Annotated in this window: 20 protein-coding genes and 1 tRNA gene; 13 read left to right on the top strand and 8 right to left on the bottom strand. The window is 62.3% G+C overall.

The window, feature by feature from the left end:
* Position 1 precedes the first annotated feature (1 nt).
* On the bottom strand, positions 2-2,437 hold the full coding sequence (locus OKW35_RS08855; RefSeq protein ID WP_429551723.1) for a heavy metal translocating P-type ATPase: 2,436 nt from the start codon (positions 2,435-2,437) through the stop codon (positions 2-4).
* Positions 2,438-2,518: 81 nt separating this feature from the next.
* On the opposite strand from OKW35_RS08855, the gene cadR reads away from it, so the two are divergent.
* Positions 2,519-2,950 (top strand): Cd(II)/Pb(II)-responsive transcriptional regulator, encoded by a 432-nt coding sequence (gene cadR, locus OKW35_RS08850; RefSeq protein WP_429407840.1) that lies wholly within the window; start codon positions 2,519-2,521, stop codon positions 2,948-2,950.
* Here cadR and OKW35_RS08845 read toward each other — a convergent pair.
* Entirely contained in the window at positions 2,943-3,080 is a 138-nt protein-coding gene (locus OKW35_RS08845) for a hypothetical protein (protein WP_184060922.1), read from the bottom strand. The genes cadR and OKW35_RS08845 overlap by 8 nt on opposite strands.
* On the opposite strand from OKW35_RS08845, the gene OKW35_RS08840 reads away from it, so the two are divergent.
* The 5 genes from OKW35_RS08840 (at position 3,073) to OKW35_RS08820 (ending at position 8,071) form a co-directional block, all read left to right on the top strand.
* Positions 3,073-3,273: a hypothetical protein gene (locus OKW35_RS08840; RefSeq protein ID WP_090802271.1), complete on the top strand. Its 201-nt coding sequence runs from the start codon at positions 3,073-3,075 to the stop codon at positions 3,271-3,273. The two genes, OKW35_RS08845 and OKW35_RS08840, sit on opposite strands and share 8 nt — an antisense overlap.
* Before the next feature lie 23 nt (positions 3,274-3,296).
* A complete protein-coding gene (gene dbpA, locus OKW35_RS08835) occupies positions 3,297-4,700 on the top strand; it encodes an ATP-dependent RNA helicase DbpA (protein ID WP_429407836.1) in 1,404 nt (467 codons plus the stop codon).
* Positions 4,701-5,043: 343 nt separating this feature from the next.
* The gene (locus tag OKW35_RS08830; RefSeq protein WP_429551722.1) at positions 5,044-6,198 is read left to right on the top strand and encodes a pyridoxal phosphate-dependent aminotransferase; all 1,155 of its coding nucleotides are present in this window, start codon (positions 5,044-5,046) and stop codon (positions 6,196-6,198) included.
* Positions 6,199-6,262: 64 nt separating this feature from the next.
* Positions 6,263-7,057, top strand: coding sequence for an ABC transporter substrate-binding protein (locus OKW35_RS08825; RefSeq protein ID WP_184060920.1), 795 nt, complete (start codon positions 6,263-6,265; stop codon positions 7,055-7,057).
* 141 nt (positions 7,058-7,198) lie between these two features.
* Positions 7,199-8,071, top strand: coding sequence for an AraC family transcriptional regulator (locus tag OKW35_RS08820; protein WP_184060919.1), 873 nt, complete (start codon positions 7,199-7,201; stop codon positions 8,069-8,071).
* A gap of 40 nt (positions 8,072-8,111) precedes the next feature.
* Here OKW35_RS08820 and OKW35_RS08815 read toward each other — a convergent pair whose 3' ends face one another.
* Positions 8,112-8,699 (bottom strand): LysE family translocator, encoded by a 588-nt coding sequence (locus OKW35_RS08815; RefSeq protein WP_184060918.1) that lies wholly within the window; start codon positions 8,697-8,699, stop codon positions 8,112-8,114.
* 436 nt (positions 8,700-9,135) lie between these two features.
* Here OKW35_RS08815 and OKW35_RS08810 point away from each other — a divergent pair, with 436 nt between their 5' ends.
* Positions 9,136-10,653, top strand: coding sequence for a sensor domain-containing diguanylate cyclase (locus OKW35_RS08810; protein ID WP_429551721.1), 1,518 nt, complete (start codon positions 9,136-9,138; stop codon positions 10,651-10,653).
* A 114-nt stretch (positions 10,654-10,767) separates the two neighbouring features.
* On the opposite strand, the gene traT is transcribed toward OKW35_RS08810, so the two are convergent.
* The gene (traT, locus tag OKW35_RS08805; protein ID WP_167368609.1) at positions 10,768-10,998 is read right to left on the bottom strand and encodes a complement resistance protein TraT; all 231 of its coding nucleotides are present in this window, start codon (positions 10,996-10,998) and stop codon (positions 10,768-10,770) included.
* 53 nt (positions 10,999-11,051) lie between these two features.
* Between traT and OKW35_RS08800 the strand changes: the two genes are divergently transcribed.
* Together OKW35_RS08800 and OKW35_RS08795 are read left to right on the top strand one after the other, a co-directional pair.
* Positions 11,052-11,309 carry a gp53-like domain-containing protein gene (locus tag OKW35_RS08800; RefSeq protein WP_429551720.1) on the top strand — a complete coding sequence of 86 codons (258 nt, stop codon included), beginning with the start codon at positions 11,052-11,054 and terminating at the stop codon, positions 11,307-11,309.
* Between the two features lie 281 nt (positions 11,310-11,590).
* Positions 11,591-11,887 carry a DUF4376 domain-containing protein gene (locus tag OKW35_RS08795; protein ID WP_429551719.1) on the top strand — a complete coding sequence of 99 codons (297 nt, stop codon included), beginning with the start codon at positions 11,591-11,593 and terminating at the stop codon, positions 11,885-11,887.
* 6 nt (positions 11,888-11,893) lie between these two features.
* On the opposite strand, the gene OKW35_RS08790 is transcribed toward OKW35_RS08795, so the two are convergent.
* On the bottom strand, positions 11,894-12,826 hold the full coding sequence (locus OKW35_RS08790) for a phytanoyl-CoA dioxygenase family protein (protein ID WP_429551718.1): 933 nt from the start codon (positions 12,824-12,826) through the stop codon (positions 11,894-11,896).
* Between the two features lie 376 nt (positions 12,827-13,202).
* Positions 13,203-13,278 (bottom strand) — tRNA-Lys (locus OKW35_RS08785).
* A 200-nt stretch (positions 13,279-13,478) separates the two neighbouring features.
* Here OKW35_RS08785 and OKW35_RS08780 point away from each other — a divergent pair.
* Both OKW35_RS08780 and OKW35_RS08775 read left to right on the top strand, forming a co-directional pair.
* Positions 13,479-13,883 (top strand): PaaI family thioesterase, encoded by a 405-nt coding sequence (locus OKW35_RS08780; protein ID WP_187612114.1) that lies wholly within the window; start codon positions 13,479-13,481, stop codon positions 13,881-13,883.
* A 75-nt stretch (positions 13,884-13,958) separates the two neighbouring features.
* On the top strand, positions 13,959-14,837 hold the full coding sequence (locus OKW35_RS08775; RefSeq protein ID WP_429551717.1) for a patatin-like phospholipase family protein: 879 nt from the start codon (positions 13,959-13,961) through the stop codon (positions 14,835-14,837).
* Positions 14,838-14,895: 58 nt separating this feature from the next.
* Here the strand turns inward: OKW35_RS08775 and OKW35_RS08770 are convergent, their stop codons facing one another.
* Entirely contained in the window at positions 14,896-15,909 is a 1,014-nt protein-coding gene (locus OKW35_RS08770) for a D-2-hydroxyacid dehydrogenase family protein (RefSeq protein WP_429551716.1), read from the bottom strand.
* 387 nt (positions 15,910-16,296) lie between these two features.
* Between OKW35_RS08770 and OKW35_RS08765 the strand changes: the two genes are divergently transcribed.
* Entirely contained in the window at positions 16,297-18,153 is a 1,857-nt protein-coding gene (locus tag OKW35_RS08765) for a phosphoenolpyruvate carboxykinase (GTP) (protein ID WP_184060914.1), read from the top strand.
* A 16-nt stretch (positions 18,154-18,169) separates the two neighbouring features.
* Here OKW35_RS08765 and OKW35_RS08760 read toward each other — a convergent pair whose 3' ends face one another.
* Entirely contained in the window at positions 18,170-18,457 is a 288-nt protein-coding gene (locus OKW35_RS08760; protein ID WP_429551715.1) for a hypothetical protein, read from the bottom strand.
* Positions 18,458-18,496: 39 nt separating this feature from the next.
* Here OKW35_RS08760 and OKW35_RS08755 point away from each other — a divergent pair, with 39 nt between their 5' ends.
* On the top strand, positions 18,497-19,603 hold the full coding sequence (locus OKW35_RS08755) for a LysR family transcriptional regulator (RefSeq protein WP_429551714.1): 1,107 nt from the start codon (positions 18,497-18,499) through the stop codon (positions 19,601-19,603).
* The last annotated feature ends 69 nt before the right edge of the window (positions 19,604-19,672 follow it).

Genomic DNA, 19,672 nt, shown 5'->3' with positions numbered 1-19,672 from the left:
CTCACTTGCGCAACAACCTCAACCCATTGCCCACTACCAGCAAACTCGCACCGACGTCTGCGCACACCGCCATCCACATCGTGCCGAAGCCCATCAACGTCAGTACGAGGAACACGCTCTTGATGCCAAGCGCGAGCGCGATGTTCTGCACCAGCACCCCGTAGGTCGCCTTTGACAACCGGATAAACGTCGGAATCTTCCGCAGATCGTCGTCCATCAACGCGACGTCGGCGGTTTCGATCGCGGTGTCGGTACCCATCGCACCCATCGCGAAGCCGATGTCAGCGCGCGCGAGCGCGGGCGCATCGTTGATGCCGTCGCCGACCATGCCGACCGTCGCGCCATCGCTCGACCATTGCGTGACCACGTCGAGCTTGTCCTCGGGCAACTGATCGCCGCGCGCTTCATCGACGCCGACCTGCTGCGCGATCGCCTCGGCGGTATGACGGTTGTCGCCGGTCAGCATCGTGGTGCCGACGCCGAGCCGCCGTAATTCGGCGACGGCGGCGCGGCTCGTTTCCTTCACCGTGTCAGCGACCGCGAACAGCGCGAGCACGCGCTGCGCATCGGCGAGCATCACGACGGTTTTGCCGTGCTGTTCGAGCGCATCGAGACGCGCTTCGAGTTGCGGCGAGCAGCGGCCCAACTCTTCGACCAGGCGATGATTGCCGAGCCAGTACGCGATACCGTCGATATCGCCGCGCACGCCGCGTCCAGCGATCGCTTCGAACGCATCGACGTGCAGGTGTTCGACGCCGTCGTCATTGGCGGCAGCAGCGATCGCCATCGAAACAGGGTGGTCGGAGCGGCCCCCGAGGCTTGCCGCAAGCGTGCGGTATCGGAACGTTTCACGCGCGTCACCAACCACCTCAAACTCCGTCTGCACTGGCTTCCCGTGCGTAATCGTCCCGGTCTTATCGAGCGCCAACCGGGTCAGCTTGCGACCCTGTTCGAGATAAACGCCACCCTTGATCAGAATCCCCTTGCGCGCCGCGGCCGCGAGCCCGCTGACGATCGTCACCGGTGTCGAAATGACGAGCGCGCACGGACACGCGATCACGAGCAGCACCAGCGCCTTGTACACCCACGCGTGCCACGCTCCACCGAACACGAGTGGTGGGACCAGAGCGACGGCGAGCGCAATCGCGAACACGATCGGCGTATAAACGCGCGCGAATTCATCGACGAAGCGCTGCGTCGGCGCCTTCGTGCCCTGCGCCTCCTCGACCGCGTGGATGATCCGCGCGAGCGTCGTGTTGCCGGCGGCCGCCGTCACTTGATAATCGAACGAGCCCGCCTGGTTGATCGTGCCGGCGAATACGGCGTCGCCGATCGCCTTGTCGACGGGCAGGCTCTCGCCGGTGATCGGCGCCTGATCGACGCTCGAGCGGCCCGCGACGATTTCGCCATCGAGCGCGATCCGCTCGCCCGGCTTCACGCGCACGAGCGTCCCGGGCACGATCGCGTCGACGCGGACGGGCTGCCACGCTCCATCGGGCTGCTGCACGCTGGCCTGTTCGGGCGTGAGCAGCATGAGCCCTTCGATCGCGTTGCGCGCGCGGTCGAGCGAGCGTACCTCGATCAGCTCGGCGATCGTGAAGAGCACCATCACCATTGCGGCTTCGGGCCACTGGCCGAGCAGCGCCGCGCCGGTCACGGCGATGCTCATCAGCGCGTTGATGTTCAAGTTGCCGTTGCGCAGCGCGACCCAGCCCTTGCGATATGTCGTGAGGCCACAGCAGGCAATCGCGACGACCGCCATACCCGCCACCACCCAGGCCGGCGCGCCGAGCCAGCTAGCGGCTTCTGAGGCTCCCGCGACGATGCCGGCGAGGATCAGTGGCCACCACGGCTTGCGCATTGCGTCAGTGGCTGCTTGGGGCACCGCGTCGGCGTTCCCACCCTTTCCGGCGTCGCTTGCCAGTTCGGGCGTGAAGTCGAGCGAGCGCAGGGCGGCGAGGACCGACTCGAGCGCCTCCGGCGCGTGGACGACAGTCAGCACGCGCTGCATCAGGTTGAAGTCCATGCTACGCACGACCGGCATACGGCCGAGTTTCTTGCGGATCAGCGCTTCCTCGGTCGGGCAGTCCATCTGCAGGATGCGGATTGCGGTGCGAAGGTCGTCGCCGAGGGCTTCGGACGGAGGCAGGCGCAGCGACGCAGGCGCAAAAGCGCTAGCGGCGCAGCAAGCGACAGCAGCATGATCATGGGCGTGGCCGTGATCATGACCGTCCTGATGATCGTGCCCTTCATGCCGATCACCGCCGCCCACGTCGGCGCCACAAGCATGTTCACCGCCATGCGAATGCCCACATCCCTCACCCGTGCCCCTGCCGTGATCATGGTCGCGCCGCGCATCAACGTCGCCGCAACCCCCGTGCATACAGGCTTCGTCCAGTTCCGGACGATCGGTGGCAATACGGCAGGTGTCAGGCATTGGTGGCTTCCTCGTGCGATTTGTGGTCTAGTAAACACCCTGAAGCCACTACAAGGTCAAGGCCGCGTGGAGGAAGGGTCCATGAAAATCGGCGAACTGGCGAAAATCGCCCATTGCACGACGGAAACCATCCGTTTCTACGAGAAAGAGCGCCTGCTGCCCGAGGCGGAGCGCACCGAAGCCAATTACCGCAGTTACACGGCAAAGCATGTCGAGCGCCTGCGCTTCATCCGCAATTGCCGCGCGCTCGACATGACTCACGACGAAATCCGCGCATTGCTGCGTCTGACCGACGCGCCGGCGAACGGCTGCGGCGGCATGCATACGCTGGTCGACGAGCACATCGCGCACATCGACACGCGTATCGAAGAACTGCAGCAACTGAAGGCGCAACTGACGACGCTGCGCGACCAATGCCACGGCGAGCATCCGGTCGAAGACTGCGGCATCGTGCACGGCCTGACCGACATGGATGTGGCCGTGCCGCGTCCGCGGCATACGCATCTCAGCTGACGCCATGCTTGCCGTCGAGCGCAATCGCGTCACGACGCAGCGCCGGCGCGGCAACCCCATACACGGCAAGGCCGCATGTGCGACCTTGCCAATCGATCATCGAATCCAGTTGGAGAATCAACGTGTTCACCTGTAGAAATCAGTCCTGCGGCGCGCAGTGGGAGCAATCCGACGTCGTCATCAAGAACGAAGGCCAGGGGCTGCTGTTCCGCTGCCCGCTGTGCGGCGCGCGCAATTACGTCGAGCGTTTCGACGGCGACAACGGCGCGGTGCTGTACGAGCAGTTGCCGGGCCGCCCCGATCAGGGCCCGATGGCCGAGTAATCGCGATTCCTACAGACGATCCTATGAACAGTCCCACCCCCGCCGGCGCCGCATTCAGCGAGTTGCCGCTACCGCCCGCCACGCTCGCGAACCTGACGCAGCTCGGCTACGTCGAGATGACGCCGATCCAGGCCGCGAGCCTGCCGATCGCGCTCGCCGGTCAAGATCTGATCGCGCAGGCGAAAACCGGCAGCGGCAAGACCGCGGCGTTTTCGCTGGCGCTGCTCGCGCGCCTCGATGTACGCAAATTCGGCACGCAGGCAATGGTGCTGTGCCCGACGCGCGAACTCGCCGATCAGGTCACGCAGGAAATCCGCCGTCTCGCGCGCGCGGAAGAAAACATCAAGGTGCTGAGCTTGTGCGGCGGCACGCCGATGCGCCCGCAGACGGCGAGCCTCGAGCACGGCGCGCACGTCGTGGTCGGCACGCCGGGCCGCATCATGGATCACCTCGAACGCGGCAGCCTCGATCTGCAATCGCTGAACACGCTCGTGCTCGACGAAGCCGACCGCATGCTCGACATGGGTTTCTTCGACGACATCGCGAAGGTCGCCAGGCAATGCCCGAAAGAGCGCCAAACGCTGCTGTTTTCGGCGACGTACCCTGAGGGCATCGCGAAGCTGAGCCAGCAATTCCTGCGAAACCCGAAGGAAGTCAAACTCGCCGAGCGGCACGACGACAGCAAGATCCGTCAGCGCTTCTACGAAGTGACCGAAGACGAACGTCTGCACGCGGTCGGTCTGCTGTTGAATCACTATCGTCCGGTCAGCACGATCGCGTTCTGCAACACGAAGCAGCAGTGCCGCGATCTGCTCGACGTGCTGCGCGCGCAGGGCTTCCATGCGCTTGCGCTGCACGGCGAACTCGATCAGCGCGAGCGCGATCAGGTGCTGATCCAGTTCGCGAACCGCAGCTGCTCGGTGCTCGTCGCGACCGACGTCGCCGCGCGCGGCCTCGACATCGCGCAACTCGAAGCGGTGATCAACGTCGACGTGACGCCGGACCCGGAAGTGCACACGCATCGCATCGGCCGCACGGGCCGCGCCGATCAGGAAGGCTGGGCGCTGAGTCTCGCGAGCATGGACGAGATGGGGCGCGTCGGTGGGATCGAGCAGGCGCACAAGCGCGACGTCGAATGGCACAAGCTGGCCGAGCTGAAGGCGGGCAACAACGAACCGCTGCTGCCGCCGATGGAAACGCTGCAGATCCTCGGCGGCCGCAAGGACAAGATCCGTCCCGGCGACGTGCTCGGCGCGCTGACCGGCGACGCCGGCTTCGCGGGCTCGCAGATCGGCAAGATCAACGTGACCGACATGTCGACCTATGTCGCGGTGGAGCGCAGCATCGCGCGCGAGGCGGTGCGCCGGCTCAGCGCGGGCAAGCTGAAGGGGCGCAAGGTCAAGGTTCGTTTGATGGACGAAGCCTGATTCACCCGAAGCTCCTCCGGCTTTCATTGAAAGTCCAATAACTCGAAAACGGCCGCGTCAGCGGCCGTTTTCGCGACCGGGCCGCTCAGCATCACATTCCTTCATACCTACGCAGTTACCCGCATTCCCCGAAATCCACACCGCGTCCCCGCAAACCATGAACCCACCGGCTTAGGCCTGCGTCGAGCGGCTTCGCGCGAGCCATGAAGAAAACGCATGCCGCGCATGACAAAGTTTCGATTGTGAGCGTTCTTTGGCTGATGCCTAATCACCCCACCGGAAGTAACGCCCCGCCGCCGCCATTCGCGCGGCCGCCGGCGGGTGTAGATAGGGAGAAAGTCTTATGCAGAGCGCCATGCAAGCCCGCTCGAAACTGCCGGACGTCGGCACCACCATTTTTACCGTGATCGGCCAACTGGCCGCGCAACACGATGCGTTGAACCTGTCGCAGGGCGCGCCGAATTTCGCGCCGGACCCGAAGCTCGTCGACGGCGTCGCGCAGGCGATGCGCGCCGGCCACAACCAGTACGCGCCGATGGCCGGCATCGGCGCGCTGCGCGAAGCGCTCGCCGACAAGGTCGAAACGCTGTACGGCGTGCGCTACGACCCCGCCAGCGAGGTGACCGTGCTCGCGAGCGCGAGCGAAGGTCTTTATTCGACGATCAGCGCGCTCGTGCATCCGGGCGACGAAGTGATCTACTTCGAGCCGTCGTTCGACAGCTACGGTCCGATCGTGCGCCTGCAGGGCGCGAAGCCGGTCGCGATCAAGCTGTCGCTCGATCACTTCCGCGTGAACTGGGATGAAGTCGCCGCCGCGATCACGCCGAAGACGCGCATGATCATCGTCAACACACCGCACAATCCGACCGCGACGATTTTTAGCGACGCCGATATCGAGCGGCTGAAGGTGCTCACGCGCAACACCGACATCGTGATTCTGTCCGACGAGGTCTACGAACACGTCGTGTTCGACGGCGCGAAGCATCAGAGCATGGCGCGCCATCAGGAACTCGCCGAGCGCAGCGTGATCGTGTCGTCGTTCGGCAAGTCGTACCACGTGACCGGCTGGCGCGTCGGCTACTGCCTCGCGCCCGCCGCGCTGATGGACGAGATCCGCAAGGTCCATCAGTTCATGGTGTTCTCCGCCGATACGCCGATGCAACACGCGTTCGTCGACGCGCTCGCCAATCGCGACAGCTACCTCGGCCTGTCCGACTTCTATCAGAAGAAACGCGATCTGCTCGCGCATGCGCTGCGCGAATCGCGCTTCGAGCTGTTGCCGAGCGAAGGCAGTTTCTTTATGCTCGCCCGGTTCCGCGGCTTCTCCGATGAAAGCGACAGCGATTTCGTGCTGCGCCTGATCCGCGATGCGCGCGTCGCGACGATTCCGTTGTCGGCGTTCTACACCGACGGCACGGATTCAGGGCTGATTCGCCTGAGTTTCTCGAAGGACGACGCGACGCTGCTCGAAGGCGCGCGGCGTTTGTGTGAAATCTGAGCGCGCGAGAGCACACTCGAAGTGTCGAAGTCGTCAAAGTATTCGAAGTATGAAGGGAGATGTCATGAAGTTGCTCAAGTGCTTGTTGGCGCTGGCCTGTGCCGGCGCGTCGCTCGCAGCATCGTCGGCCGCAAGCGCCGCCGATACCGCGACGCTGCGTTTCGGCCTCGAAGCGCAGTACCCGCCGTTCGAGTCGAAAGGACCGAACGGCGAACTGCAAGGGCTCGATATCGACGTGGGCAATGCGGTCTGCGCGGCCGCGCACATGACGTGCAAGTGGGTCGAAACCTCGTTCGACGGCCTGATTCCGGCCCTGCAAGGCCGCAAGTTCGACGCGATCAATTCAGCGATGAACGCGACCGAGCAGCGCCGCCAGGCGATCGATTTCACGACCGTCGTCTATCGCGTGCCGTCGCAGCTGATCGCGCGCAGCGACAGCGGTTTGCAGCCGACGCCTGAGTCGCTGAAGGGCAAGCGCATCGGCGTACTGCAAGGCTCGATTCAGGAGACCTTCGCTAAGGTGCATTGGGAACCGGCCGGCGTGATCGTGCTGCCGTATCAGGATCAGAACCAGGTCTATGCCGATCTGACGGCTGGCCGTCTCGACGGCACGCTCGTGCTCGCGCCGGCCGGACAAACGGGCTTTCTGTCGAAGCCCGAAGGTAAGGGCTACGCGTTCGTCGGTCAGCCTGTGCGTGACGACAAGATTCTCGGCAGCGGCATCGCATACGGCATTCGCAAGGGTGATACCGCGCTGCGCGATCAGTTGAACGCCGCGATCGCGAAGGTGCAAGCCGACGGCACGGTGAAGACGCTCGCCGCGAAATATCTCGGCAATATCGACGTCAGCGCGAAGTAATCGCGTCGCGTTCGGCCGGCGGCGCCGTTTGCGAGCGGCGCCGCGCGTTCGCTTGTTGGCCATGCGTTTGACGGCTACGATACGTAGGCTTCGCGAAGTCGGAGACAACGGCGAAGTCGGCGGATCAACCGGAGAGCGCGCATGAGCGAGACGATCGAAGCGGCAAGCGCTGCGAACACCGCACGCGCAAAAGGCGCAGACGCGCCGCGCTTCTGGCGCAGCGCGGCGCTGCCGTTCATCGAGGCGCGTTCCATCGACGATGGCCGCAAGGTCTGCTACGCCAAACATTCGCACGAAACGTTTTCGATCGGCGCGGTGACGGGAGGCCGCAGCGTGTACCTGAACCGCCACGCGCGGGAATGGGTCGGTGCGGGCGCCGTCGTGATGATGAACCCCGACGATGTGCACGCGTGCAACCCGGTTGCCGGCGAGCGGTGGTCGTATCGGATGCTGCACGTCGACGTTGCGTGGTTCACGAAACTGCAGCACGAGCTGGGCTTCAACGAGAACCATGCGTTCCGCGCGTTTTCGCAGATCATGACGCTCGATGCCGCGCTGTTCGACGGCCTGAACCGGCTGTGCGCGATTCTCGCCGGTAACGACGACGACAACGACACCCTGCGCAAGGAAAGCGCGACCATCACCTTCTTCTCCAGCGTGCAGCAAACGCTCAATCCGGCGAGCCTGCCCGAGCGTGCCGTGAGCGGCCAACTCGCGCGTGCGGCGGAGTACATCGCCGAAAACTGCACGCGCGCGCTGAAACTCGACGATGTGTGCGAAGCCACCGGGCTGTCCGCGTCGCACCTGATACGCGCGTTCAAGCTGCGCTACGGCATGACGCCCCACGCGTATCTGATCAACCGACGCATCCAGTACAGTCGCGGGCAACTGCGGCGCGGGGCACTGATCGCCGATGTCGCGCTCGATGCCGGCTTCGCCGATCAGGCGCATTTGCAGCGCACCTTCAAGCGGCTGGTGGCGGCGACGCCGGGCCAATATCGCAGTGGAGCGTGACGCGGCATCAAGCCGCCTCGGGAAGCAGGCGCGGCTCGCGTCACTCGACGAGCAGATACATCGCACTGAGCGCGAGCAGCGCCGCCATCACGCGATTGAACACCCGGACCCGCTTCGCTTCACGCAGATGCCTGCGCAAAAACGTGCCGGCATACGCCCAGCTCGCGATCGATAGATAGCAGATCACGAAGTACAGCGCCGTGAATTGCCAGACGAGCCCGCCGTCGCCGCCTGCCGCATACGCGCTCATGCCGGCCAGCGACGCGAGCCACGCCTTTGGATTGAGCCATTGCATGGCCGCGCCGTGCGCGAACGACGGCCCGCGCGCCGGCTTGTCCGCGCCGAGCTGGCCGTCATCGATGGTGAGCTTGTAGGCCATGTAGAGCAGAAAGCCCACGCCCGCCCATTTGACGATCTCAATCAGATTGGGAAAGCGCGCGAGCAATTCGTGCAGGCCGAGGCCGATCAACAGAAGCAGCAACGTGAAACCGACCGTCGCGCCAGTGACGTGCCGCAGACTCGCGGCGAGCCCGTGCTGCGCGCCGGCGCTCAGCGCGACGACGTTGACCGGGCCGGGAGAAATGGAACTGGCGAGCGCGAACGCGGCCATCGAGAGTAATGCGGTCATCGGATGCCTCGAAACGTGAGTGTGCGAATGGATTGCGACGCTCAACGGTAACGAGGCGGCGAGGGCATGTATTGAAGGAAATTGCCCAATCGATAAGAAGCTAAAACCGCTGCGGCTTCAACGGTTCACAAAAACATTAGGCGATGACGCGATGATTCGATAACAAACACGCGTTTGAATTTAAAAAAGAAATACGCGCAAACGTTACCGAGGAAAAACAATTTTTGAATTATCAGGTAAATTCTATTTATCGAAACTTATGATATGCCCCTATGCAGCGGGCGATTATTCGGCCCGATAAACAGTCCGAAGCCTCGAAAATGCGTGATTCCACTTGCGTATGGATTCGCTATCTGCTGGGTGCTCTGTCCCAACAAACCGGAAGCGTAGTGAGTACTTCGACAAACGGACTCCCGCCGTTGGAAACGCAGAGCACATGATCCACAAAAGAAAGGCCCGGTTTCACGTCCTGATCGCATGGGCGCGCAGATGGCGGATGCCACGCGATGGTGTCATCTACGCGGGATGCGGCGTGGTGCTCGCAATGCTCGCGCTGTGTGGCTACGCGCTGTATCAGAGCCGCGAGGATGCGATTGCGCGCGCTCTCGATTCGACGCGCGATGTCGCGACGATCACCGAGCGCGATATCGCGCGCAATTTCGAGCTGTACGCGCTGTCGCTGCAGGCCGTCGCCGATGGCCTCGGGCGTCCGGGCGTGCTCGATTCGCCGCGTTTGCGGCGCGAGATCCTGTTCGATCGCGCGGCGACCGGGCAATACGTCGGCGCGATGGTGGTGATCGACGCACTGGGCAACGTCGTGATCGATTCGGATAGCGACGTGCCGCGCGGGGGAAACCTCTCGGACCGTCCGTACTTCAGGATTCATCGTGAAGATCCGGATCTCGGGCTCGATGTCAGCGCGCCGTACAACTCGAGACTCAGACCCGGTTCGCGCAGCATCGCGCTGAGCCGGCGACTGTCCCGGCCTGACGGATCGTTTGCGGGAATCGTCGCGCTCGGTATCGATCAGGAGTATTTCACGAGCCTGTTCGCGGATCTGCGGATCGGGCAGCATGGCTCGGTGTCGATCGTCAGAACGGACGGCACGATCATCGTGCGACGGCCCGACGATCGACACGTGACGGGCAGCGACATCAGCAAGACGGCGTTCTTCCAGCACCTGCTCGCGAAAGACGAGGGCAGCTTGATCGCGTCTTCGCCGCTCGATGGCGCCGAGCGGCTTTACTCGTTCAGACGGATTCCGCAATTGCCGCTGATCGTGCTGGTCGCCGAGGCGACCGACGATATCTACGCGGGCTGGTGGGGGCGCGCGCTGACGATCGGTTCGCTGATGCTGATCTTCGGGATCGGCGTGATCGTGTTGGCGGCGTGGCTCGGCGCCGAGTTGCGGCGTCGACAGCGGGTGGAGCACGAGCTCGAACGGCTTGCCGGCACGGACGGACTCACCGGCCTGCCCAATCGCCGCGCGCTGTGTGAAACGCTCGAGCGCGAATGGCTGCGCGCGCGCCGCACGGGCAGCGTGTTGTCGCTGCTATTCGTCGATATCGATCACTTCAAAGCCTATAACGATACGTATGGTCATCAGGCCGGCGACGTCGCGCTGACTGCGGTCGCGCGCTGCATCCGCAGGGTGATCCAGCGGCCGGGCGATTGCGTCGGTCGATACGGCGGCGAGGAGTTTGTCGTGGTGCTGCCGGATACCGACGCCGCGGGTGCCGGGGTGGTCGGCGAGAACATCCGCGTGGCGATCGGCGAGTTGGGCATCGCGCACCGGGGCTGCGAGTTCGGTCGCGTGACGGTCAGCATCGGCGCGACCACGTCGCGCTCGGATCGGGTGACGGATGTCAGCGTCGTCGTTCGGGCTGCCGATGAGGCGTTGTATACGGCCAAGGCCGGTGGCAGGAATAGGGTCGCGCAGATGGGAGTTGGGTGACCGGTCGCTCCTGATTTTTCTGCGCCGGAAATGAAGAAGGGTTGCGACGCTTTCGCGTGCAACCCTTTCTGATTTCCGCGACGTGCTACCTCGCGCCGGTTGTCGATGCCTGGATTAGAACGAGCCAGCGATAACGCGCACCAGCCCACTGCGCAGCGGCGGCGCTGCTTCAGCGAACTCGAGATTCACCTTGTTGGCGACGCTCAAGATGCGGGTCTGATACGTACGATAGTTCGTATCTTCGCTGTAGGTCACGGTTGTGCCGCCACTGTTGCCTTGGTGCAGGTTGTGTGTGGAGTTTTCGTGGCTCGCTACGCCACTGTGCTGGCGCTCCTTGATTTGCACGTCGGTAATGGCGGTGGCCGAGCATTACGTTCGGGAACGAAAAGGTGACAAAGTTGAGCCGACTCGATAGCTCTGGGGACGATCTGCAGGGCATTAGAAACGTAGCTTCAGTCATTTTGCCGCTCGCATTTCCAAATGCGCTTTTCGGGGCTGTGGTGAACTACGTCATCTCAGGCACCAGCATCCCATCATCGCCGGTGACGGCAAGCATATCCAGCTCCAGTTCCAATACGACCCTCGTTGGTGTCGTTGCTCAAGGTGGGACCGCGCTTTCAAATGCACAGGTCAAGTTCTTTGCAGTCGGATTTTGAAGGGAGGAATTGAGATGAGTCAGAAGCAAGCAGCGTACGATTTGACTGGTGAAATCATCGCCTTTTACGACGTTAGTGAGGAGTCCCGCGCCCGAAGGCGCGAGGGTGATTGACATAACGGAAGAGCAATGGCTCGCGTGCATCAATACCCCGGGTTACGCTGTGGTAGACGGTGAACTGGTGGCTCCCAGCGAGCCGTCGCCAGCAGTGCTTCTTGTGACAGCACAAGCCGCACAGATTGCTGCTGTGACTGCGGGTATCGGGACGCGGTACAACAGCCGGTGACCTTCAGAACGGCAGCAGGAGTTTCCGCAATTTTCCAAGCAGACAGTGCCAGCCAGGATCGACTCTTGCGCGTGACGATTGGCTGCAATTTTGCGGGCGCAACGCCCGATGGCTTCTATTGGGTCGCAAGCGACAATAATGCACAAGTTCCGTTCACGGTCGCCGATCTGATCGGTCTCTACCAGTTAATATGGGACCGTGAAAACGTCGCATTCGACAAACTTCAGGCGTTGAAGTCCCAGATACGCGCCGCCAAGACCGTTAATGACGTGGAAGCCGTCCTCTGGGACTAAGGGCAATCAGACCGTGCGGCCTTCGGCCTTACCGCAAAGGTCGTAGTGCTGGAGGCCGGACGCAAACGCTCCATCGCGAACTGCCTGTGCGACATCTTCGTATTTTAGTAGGTAGGCGCGCTCGAATTCGGCACGCTGAAAAGCTGCCTCTGGAACGTCAAGAATCGGTCGATCAATCCAGAATCCGCAGGACAGCGGCTCCAACTGCATGTCGAGATTGACGGCGTCGCTTGCTGAGAAGTAATGGAATACAAGCGATTTGCGCGTACGCGAGGGATCGGAAATCGGGCCGCCGCCGTGCAGGAGGTTGGAGTGCCAAATGAAAACGTCGCCTTTCTTCGCCGAAAAAGTTTTCTTCTGCAAGCCGGCCTTCGCTACCTCTTCGTCCATGTACGCATGCCACTTCGGCATTTCGGCCGGTTCGAAATGTCGCGTCCCGTTGCTGAAGATCATCTGTTCGATTTTGTGGCTCCCAGGGTAGTACTCCAACTGCCCTGCATCCGCGCGTGCATCTTCGAGCGCTACCCAAATGGCTATTAGGTGATTCGGTGTGGCAGGCGTCATGTAGATGGAATCGACATGAGCGGGCTGCTGACTGCCCTTCTCGAAGTAAAGGCTGTTACAAAGCGCTGGCGCGTGACCCAGTAGTTCCCGGAGGATTGGTGCTATCCGATCGGACAAAGCTAGTTGCCGCACTCCCGGCATATCGAGATAGAGGTCGTTGATCTTCATCCGACGTGTCGCGATCTCTTGGGGGGTCAACAAGCCAAGAAGACAGCGCTCACCCGTATCGAGCAGATCTACCGTTACATTCATCGGACGGGCGACTTTTCTGTCCGCGATCGAACTGACCACCAAGTCTATTTCATTATGTGAATAAAAGCCGGGCAGGATGGCAAAACCGTTGCGTTCAAATTCTTGTTTCAAAAGAGGATTCACCGATGCACCCCGTGATTTATTGACTTAACACGTTCAAATACTCAGGCGTAGAGTCTATACCATGGTCGGGCGGTGATCTATCTGCTGATTTTCCGGGCTGGCGGGGGCTCTGCCGGTTGCGGCCTTGGTCACGTGGCCAAGCTAATTCTGTGGCTAATTCGGCCGACGCAAGCCGAGCGGCGTCTGCATCGAGCGCGTCAGCGCGGGCGATGTCAAAAAGCATGCGAAAGGGTGGTGTTCGGGTGTGCCAAAAGACGCGCAAAGTCGTGCCAAATCGCGCGCGGCGCTACAGTATTGCTAGTTGGATTTGCGGAGCATCGCCGTTATTGCGGAGCAAAGAAAAAGGGCCTAGCCGAAGCTAAGCCCTTGAATTCTTTGGTGGGGCGTGAGTGACTCGAACACTCGACCTACGGATTAAGAGTCCGCTGCTCTACCAACTGAGCTAACGCCCCAACAGAAGCGAAATTATGCAGGATCTTTTTGAGATTGCCAAGCCCTTTTCGCAGTGTTATTAAAAAGATCGCATCGCCTGAACTTGAGCGTTCCCTCGACAAAGCCGCCATCCCGAAAACATCGACGCGTCCAACGCTGCCGGTATCATGTCGCGGACACCTCCCGCCCGCAGCATCGCGGCTTTCGCCCGGGGATTCCCATGAATGACAAAGAGATTACCGAGCTGCTCGACCGAGTTCTCGCCCCATGGGTCCGGGCGCTCACGTTGACGCCGATCAAGGTCGACGAGGAAAGTGCCACGCTGCGTCTGCCGTTCTCTGGCGAGTGGCGACACTCGGGCGGCATGATCAGCGGCCAGGTATTCATGGCGGCCGCGGATACGGCGATGGTCGTCGCCATCACCGCCGCGCTCGGCGGCTTCAAGCCGATGAGCACGGTGTCGCTGAACATCAACTTCATGCGCGCGGTCCGCAAGGGCGATGTGCTGATCAAGGCGCGCGTGCTGCGCATGGGCCGCAATCTCGTGTTTGGCGAAGTCGAACTGTTCGACGAAGGCGGCAACATGGCGGTTCAAGCCACTACGACTTACGCGCTGCTCGAGTGAATGCGCGTCGGACCCGAGGGGGCCGCCAACACAATCTGCGCGCAGCAAGAGCAAAGGAAAGCAAGGAAAAGCAGCATGTTCGATCAGGTCGTATTCGCCGGCGGCGGCAACCGCTGCTGGTGGCAGGCGGGTTTCTGGGACGTCGTGCAGCCGCAGCTCGACATCCGTCCGCGCGTGATCACCGGCATTTCGGCCGGCGCCGCAACCGCGTGCATGATTTACACGCGCGGCGACGCCGACTGGGTTATGCGCTATTACGAAGACGCGCTGCGCCACAACACGCGCAACGCATACTGGGGCAATCTGCTGCGCGGCGAGTCGGTGTTCCCGCATTACCGGATCTACCGTCAGGCGCTGCTCGATATCTATGGCGACAAGTTTTCCAGGCTCGCGCAGGCGCCGGAAATCCGCGTCGGCGTGTCGCATCTGCCGCGCTGGCTCGGCGCGAGAAGTGCGGTCGCGGCAGGGCTGGTCGCGTACAACATCGAAAAATACGTGCGCAAGACGCTGCATCCGACGCTCGGTCGGACGCTGGGCTTTCATCCGGAATTCGTGCGCGCGCAGGATTGCGCAAGCGTCGACGAGTTGGCCGACCTGATCCTGCAATCGTCGAGTACACCGCCGTTCACGCCGGTTCTGCGGCGCAACGGCCGGCCGGTGCTGGACGGCGGCATGGTCGACAACGTGCCGGTCGGCGCGCTAGATGCCGACGCGCCGGGCAACGTGCTCGTGATGGTCACGCGTCTTTATCCGCGGCCGCAGATGTTCGTCGTGCCACACGGCGTGCAGCAGCGGCTTTACGTGCAACCGTCGCGCAAGGTGCCGATTTCGAGTTGGGATTACACGAGTCCGTCGCAGATGGTGCACGCCTATAACCTTGGCCGTGCCGACGGTGAGGTCTTCCTTGAACGCATCCCTGCATTGATGGAGGCGGGAGCGCACGAAGCGCGATGAGCGACGCGACAGGGCGGGGCGGGCACACAGCTGATCCGCCGGCCGCCTCGCCCACCAATCACCGCCGACGCCCGCCCTGCAACGCCTCCGGATTCGCGACACTGGCGGTATCGCCGGCATCGAACGCGAGGACGTTGTTGAACGCCGCCGAAAAATACAGCTCGTAGCTCTCGCGCTCCACGTAGCCGATGTGCGGCGTGCAGATCACGTTCTCCATGCGCAGCAGGCTATAGCCTTGCAGGATCGGCTCGCTTTCGTAGACGTCGATCGCGACCATCCCCGGACGGTTGTGCGACAGCGCGTTCACCAGCGCACTCTCTTCGAGCAGCTCGGCGCGGCTCGTGTTCACGAGCAGCGCGGTCGGTTTCATGCGCATCAAATCGTCCTGCTTGACGATGCCACGCGTGTCGTCGTGCAGACGCAGATGCAGGGACAGCACATCGCTGGTCTCGAACAGTTCCTCACGACTCGCCGCGACGCTGTAGCCATCGGCGCGAGCGGCTTCGCGCGAGTGCTCGCGGCCCCAGATCAGCACGTTCATGCCGAACGCCTTGCCGTAGCCAGCGAGCAGTCGGCCGATCTTGCCGTAGCCCCAGATCCCTAGCGTCTGTCCGCGCAGCACTTGCCCCAAACCGAAGTTCGGCGGCAGCGCCGACGTCTTCAGCCCCGACTGCTGCCAGGCGCCCTGTTTAAGGTTTGCCACGTATTGCGGAATACGCCGTTGGGCGGCCATGATGAGTGCCCACGTCAGTTCGGCCGGCGCGACCGGCGAACCGCTGCCCTCGAGCACGGCAATGCCGCGCTCGGTACAGGCCGCTAGATCGATGTGGCTCGACACTTTGCCAGTCTGACTGATCATGCGCAAACGCGGCAGCTTGTCGAGTAGTTGCGACGTGATGCGGGTACGCTCGCGAATCAGAACGAGGGCGTCGACTTCCGCAAGACGGCTCGCAAGTTGTCCGAGACCGCGCACGGTATTGTTGAATACTTTGACTTCCTGGTCGGCCAGCAATTGAAAGCAGTCGAGCTTGCGAACGGCGTCCTGGTAATCGTCGAGGATGGCAATCTTCATGGTATGTAATTTGCGGCGCACCTCGTTGGTGCGAACCGAATGTTATGCTGACTGTCCCATCATGTGACTTAGCTCACACGTTGGTCTGGCTAGATGTCCTACCGTAGAAGCTGTCGCACACAAACGGAACGGCAACGCTACGTGAGGGCGAATTGAGAACGTTTTTAGCAGTTTGTTGCGTGTTGAGGCAAGCCGCTTTACACAAGGTTGCAGAAGCCTTGTAGGAAGCGTGCCTCCGCCTGGCAAGCTGTGTGGCCCAGGACGATCTGCGCGATCATGCGCCGCCAGTGGAAAATTGACACGTCGGCGCGATGAATTCAATGCCTCTCGCATGCAGCGTCCCCGGGCTTGTACCGTTTTTCTATTGCTTCAAACGGAGACAAGTCGATGAATCATCCCTCGTTCGAAGGCCAGCCCACTATCGAGGCGCCCACATGGATCAAACACCGCAAGCTGATCGACTGGGTCCAGCGCATCGCCGCGCTGACCAAGCCTGAAAAAGTGGTCTGGTGCGACGGCTCGCAGGAAGAATATGACCGCCTGTGCGCGCAGATGGTCGAAGCCGGAACGCTGAAGAAACTCAACCCCGCCAAGCGTCCCAATTCCTATCTCGCCTGGTCCGATCCGTCCGACGTCGCGCGCGTCGAGGATCGCACCTTCATCTGCTCGCAGCGCGCCGAGGACGCCGGCCCCACCAACAACTGGATCGCCCCGGCCGAAATGCGCTCGACGCTCGACGGCCTGTTCGATGGCGCGATGCGCGGCCGCACGATGTACGTGGTGCCGTTCTCGATGGGCCCGCTCGGCTCGCCGATCGCGCATATCGGCGTCGAGTTGAGCGACAGCCCGTACGTCGCGACCAATATGCGCATCATGACGCGCATGGGCCGCAAGGTGTATGACGTGCTCGGCGAGGACGGCGAGTTCGTGCCATGCGTGCATTCGGTCGGCGCGCCGCTCGCGGCGGGCGAGCAGGACGTGTCGTGGCCTTGCAACAAGACCAAGTACATCGTGCATTTCCCCGAATCGCGCGAAATCTGGAGCTTTGGCTCGGGCTATGGCGGCAATGCGCTGCTCGGCAAGAAGTGCTTCGCGCTGCGCATCGCATCGACGATGGGCCGCGACGAGGGCTGGCTCGCCGAACACATGCTGATTCTCGGCGTCACCTCGCCGGACGGGCGCAAGCATCACGTGGCGGCGGCGTTTCCGTCGGCGTGCGGCAAGACCAACTTTGCGATGCTGATCCCGCCGGCGGGCCTGAACGGCTGGAAAATCTCGACGATCGGCGACGACATCGCGTGGATCAAGCCGGGCAAGGACGGCCGCCTGTACGCGATCAATCCGGAAGCCGGCTACTTCGGCGTTGCGCCGGGCACGAGCGAAAAGACCAACTACAATGCGCTCGCCACGTTGAAGGAAAACGTGATCTTCACAAACGTCGCGCTGACCGACGACGGCGACGTCTGGTGGGAGGGCATGACCGACGAGCCGCCGGCGCATCTGATCGACTGGCAGGGCAAGGACTGGACGCCGGCCGAGGCAAAGGAAACCGGCCGCAAGGCGGCGCATCCGAACGCGCGCTTCACGGCGCCGGCTTCGCAGTGCCCGTCGATCGACGCGGACTGGGAAAACCCGGCCGGTGTCGCAATCGACGCATTCATCTTCGGTGGCCGCCGCTCGACCACCGTGCCGCTCGTCACTGAAGCGCGCAACTGGGTCGAGGGCGTCTACATGGCGGCGACGATGGGCTCTGAAACCACCGCCGCGGCGGCTGGACAACAGGGCGTGGTGCGCCGCGATCCGTTCGCGATGCTGCCGTTCTGCGGCTACAACATGAGCGACTATTTCACTCATTGGCTGAAGACCGGCGAGCGTCTGCAGCAGTTGAGCGCGAAGCTGCCGAAAATCTTCTGCGTGAACTGGTTCCGCAAGGGCGCGGACGGCAAGTTCGTGTGGCCTGGCTTCGGCGAGAACATGCGCGTGCTGAGCTGGATGGTGGGCCGCATCGAAGGCACCGCGCAGGGCGAAGAGCATGCGTTCGGCATTTCGCCGCACTATGAGGACATCGACTGGAGCGGGCTGAACTTCAGCCGCGAGCAGTTCGAGCAGGTGATTTCCGTCGATGACGCTGCATGGCGCGACGAGCTCGTGTTGCACGCGAAGCTGTTTGACACGCTGCAACACGGTCTGCCGCCGGCACTGACTGAGGCGAAGCGCGCGCTCGAGGAAAAACTCACAGCTTGATTATGTGAGTGCACACTCAGCATAAAAAGCCGCCCTCGGGCGGTTTTTTCGTTTGGGCGCACGGTTTATTTCCGTTTTTTCGAGTTCCGCAACGGCCGAACGACCGTTGCGCCTGTTCGAACAAAAAAAACGGAGCGAGCTGCAGCGCAGCAGATTGTTTTTGATTTGGGAATAACCGCTGGTCAGACCCCGGTTTTATCGACACAGTCGTACCAAAATTGACAATATTTCCTATTTTGCGGGCAACTTCTGCACGATTTTGCGAGTCGTAGGAGAATTCCAAGTTCGCTTCACTGGTTTTCACCAATTGTCAGGAAGCAGTAACAAGGCAGGGAGTTGTCATATGGATCATTTGCAGTCGATGCGAGTTTTCGTCAAGGTGGCGGATCTCGGCAGTTTTGCCCGCGCCGCGAGCGCCATGGATATTTCCAACGCGGTCGCCACCCGTCACGTTGCCGACCTCGAGGGCCGTCTTGGTACGCGGCTGCTCAATCGCACGACCCGCAGCTTGTCGCTGACCGAATCCGGTCAGGTCTACCTCGAGCGCGCCCGTCAGATTCTCGACGAACTGGAAGACGTCGAACAGATGGTGGTCGCTCGCAATCACGAACCCGTCGGCACGCTACGCGTCGTCGCGCCTGTCGTGTTCGGGCTGCATAACCTCGCGCCCGTGCTGCAAACGTACGCGGAGCGCTATCCAAAAGTGATTCCCGACGTCACGCTGGTCGATCGTCAGGTGGACCTCGTCGAGGAGGGCTTCGACGTCGGCGTCGTGATCGCGCGGCAAATGCGCAGCGCGAGTATCGTTACGCGGCGTCTGACCACGGGCTGCATGACCGTCTGCGCGACGCCGGCTTATCTGGAAAAGCATGGCATGCCGACGCGTCCCGAACATCTGCTCGAGCACCCGTGCCTGAGCCTGCCATCCGAATACTGGGGCGATGAACGCGTGTTTACGGGGCCGGAAGGCGAAGTGCGCGTGCGGCCGTCGAACGTGATCGTCGCGAACAACACGGAGATGCTGAGACAGTTTGCGCTGCTCGGCATGGGCACCGCGATTCTGCCGAGCTATCTGATCGGTCGCGACATGACGCGCGGCCGGCTCGTGCGTTTGCTCGGCGATTACCGTTTGCCGCAGGTCGAGATCAATATTGCGTACCCAAGCCGCCGTCACCTGCCGGCCAAGGTGCGCACGTTCATCGACCATCTGGTCGAGCACTTCAACCAGACGCCGAACAGCGTGCTCGGCGAGCAGTGGATCAAGGACGGTCTGGAGCGTCCGGCGACGTCGGCCGCGTTCGAGACTGCCGAGTCGCGCGCACCGGAAGCGTTCGATGGCGCCGAGCCGCTGTCGCGGCTTCTCGATAGCGAGCTGTCGCCGGCCGTGCCGAAGCCGATGACGAAGTCGTCCAATCGCAGTCCACGCCCGACGGCGTTGTCGCCGTTGTAAATCTCTGAATGTCGAAGCCCGCAGCGATGCGGGCCGGCATTAAAAAGGCGCAGTCACCTCAAGTGACTG

The sequence above is a fragment of the Paraburkholderia sp. MM5477-R1 genome (assembly GCF_050436385.1).
Lineage (GTDB): Bacteria > Pseudomonadota > Gammaproteobacteria > Burkholderiales > Burkholderiaceae > Paraburkholderia > Paraburkholderia tuberum.
This window is presented reverse-complemented; position numbering and strand designations above follow the sequence as displayed.

What these genes read in the sequence shown, in the direction of transcription:
- OKW35_RS08855 (WP_429551723.1), bottom strand. Translation starts at nt 2,437, where the DNA reads ATGCCTGACACCTGCCGTATTGCCACCGATCGTCCGGAACTGGACGAA.
- cadR (WP_429407840.1), top strand. Translation starts at nt 2,519, where the DNA reads ATGAAAATCGGCGAACTGGCGAAAATCGCCCATTGCACGACGGAAACC.
- dbpA (WP_429407836.1), top strand. Translation starts at nt 3,297, where the DNA reads ATGAACAGTCCCACCCCCGCCGGCGCCGCATTCAGCGAGTTGCCGCTA.
- OKW35_RS08830 (WP_429551722.1), top strand. Translation starts at nt 5,044, where the DNA reads ATGCAGAGCGCCATGCAAGCCCGCTCGAAACTGCCGGACGTCGGCACC.
- OKW35_RS08825 (WP_184060920.1), top strand. Translation starts at nt 6,263, where the DNA reads ATGAAGTTGCTCAAGTGCTTGTTGGCGCTGGCCTGTGCCGGCGCGTCG.
- OKW35_RS08820 (WP_184060919.1), top strand. Translation starts at nt 7,199, where the DNA reads ATGAGCGAGACGATCGAAGCGGCAAGCGCTGCGAACACCGCACGCGCA.
- OKW35_RS08815 (WP_184060918.1), bottom strand. Translation starts at nt 8,699, where the DNA reads ATGACCGCATTACTCTCGATGGCCGCGTTCGCGCTCGCCAGTTCCATT.
- OKW35_RS08810 (WP_429551721.1), top strand. Translation starts at nt 9,136, where the DNA reads ATGATCCACAAAAGAAAGGCCCGGTTTCACGTCCTGATCGCATGGGCG.
- OKW35_RS08780 (WP_187612114.1), top strand. Translation starts at nt 13,479, where the DNA reads ATGAATGACAAAGAGATTACCGAGCTGCTCGACCGAGTTCTCGCCCCA.
- OKW35_RS08775 (WP_429551717.1), top strand. Translation starts at nt 13,959, where the DNA reads ATGTTCGATCAGGTCGTATTCGCCGGCGGCGGCAACCGCTGCTGGTGG.
- OKW35_RS08770 (WP_429551716.1), bottom strand. Translation starts at nt 15,909, where the DNA reads ATGAAGATTGCCATCCTCGACGATTACCAGGACGCCGTTCGCAAGCTC.
- OKW35_RS08765 (WP_184060914.1), top strand. Translation starts at nt 16,297, where the DNA reads ATGAATCATCCCTCGTTCGAAGGCCAGCCCACTATCGAGGCGCCCACA.
- OKW35_RS08755 (WP_429551714.1), top strand. Translation starts at nt 18,497, where the DNA reads ATGGATCATTTGCAGTCGATGCGAGTTTTCGTCAAGGTGGCGGATCTC.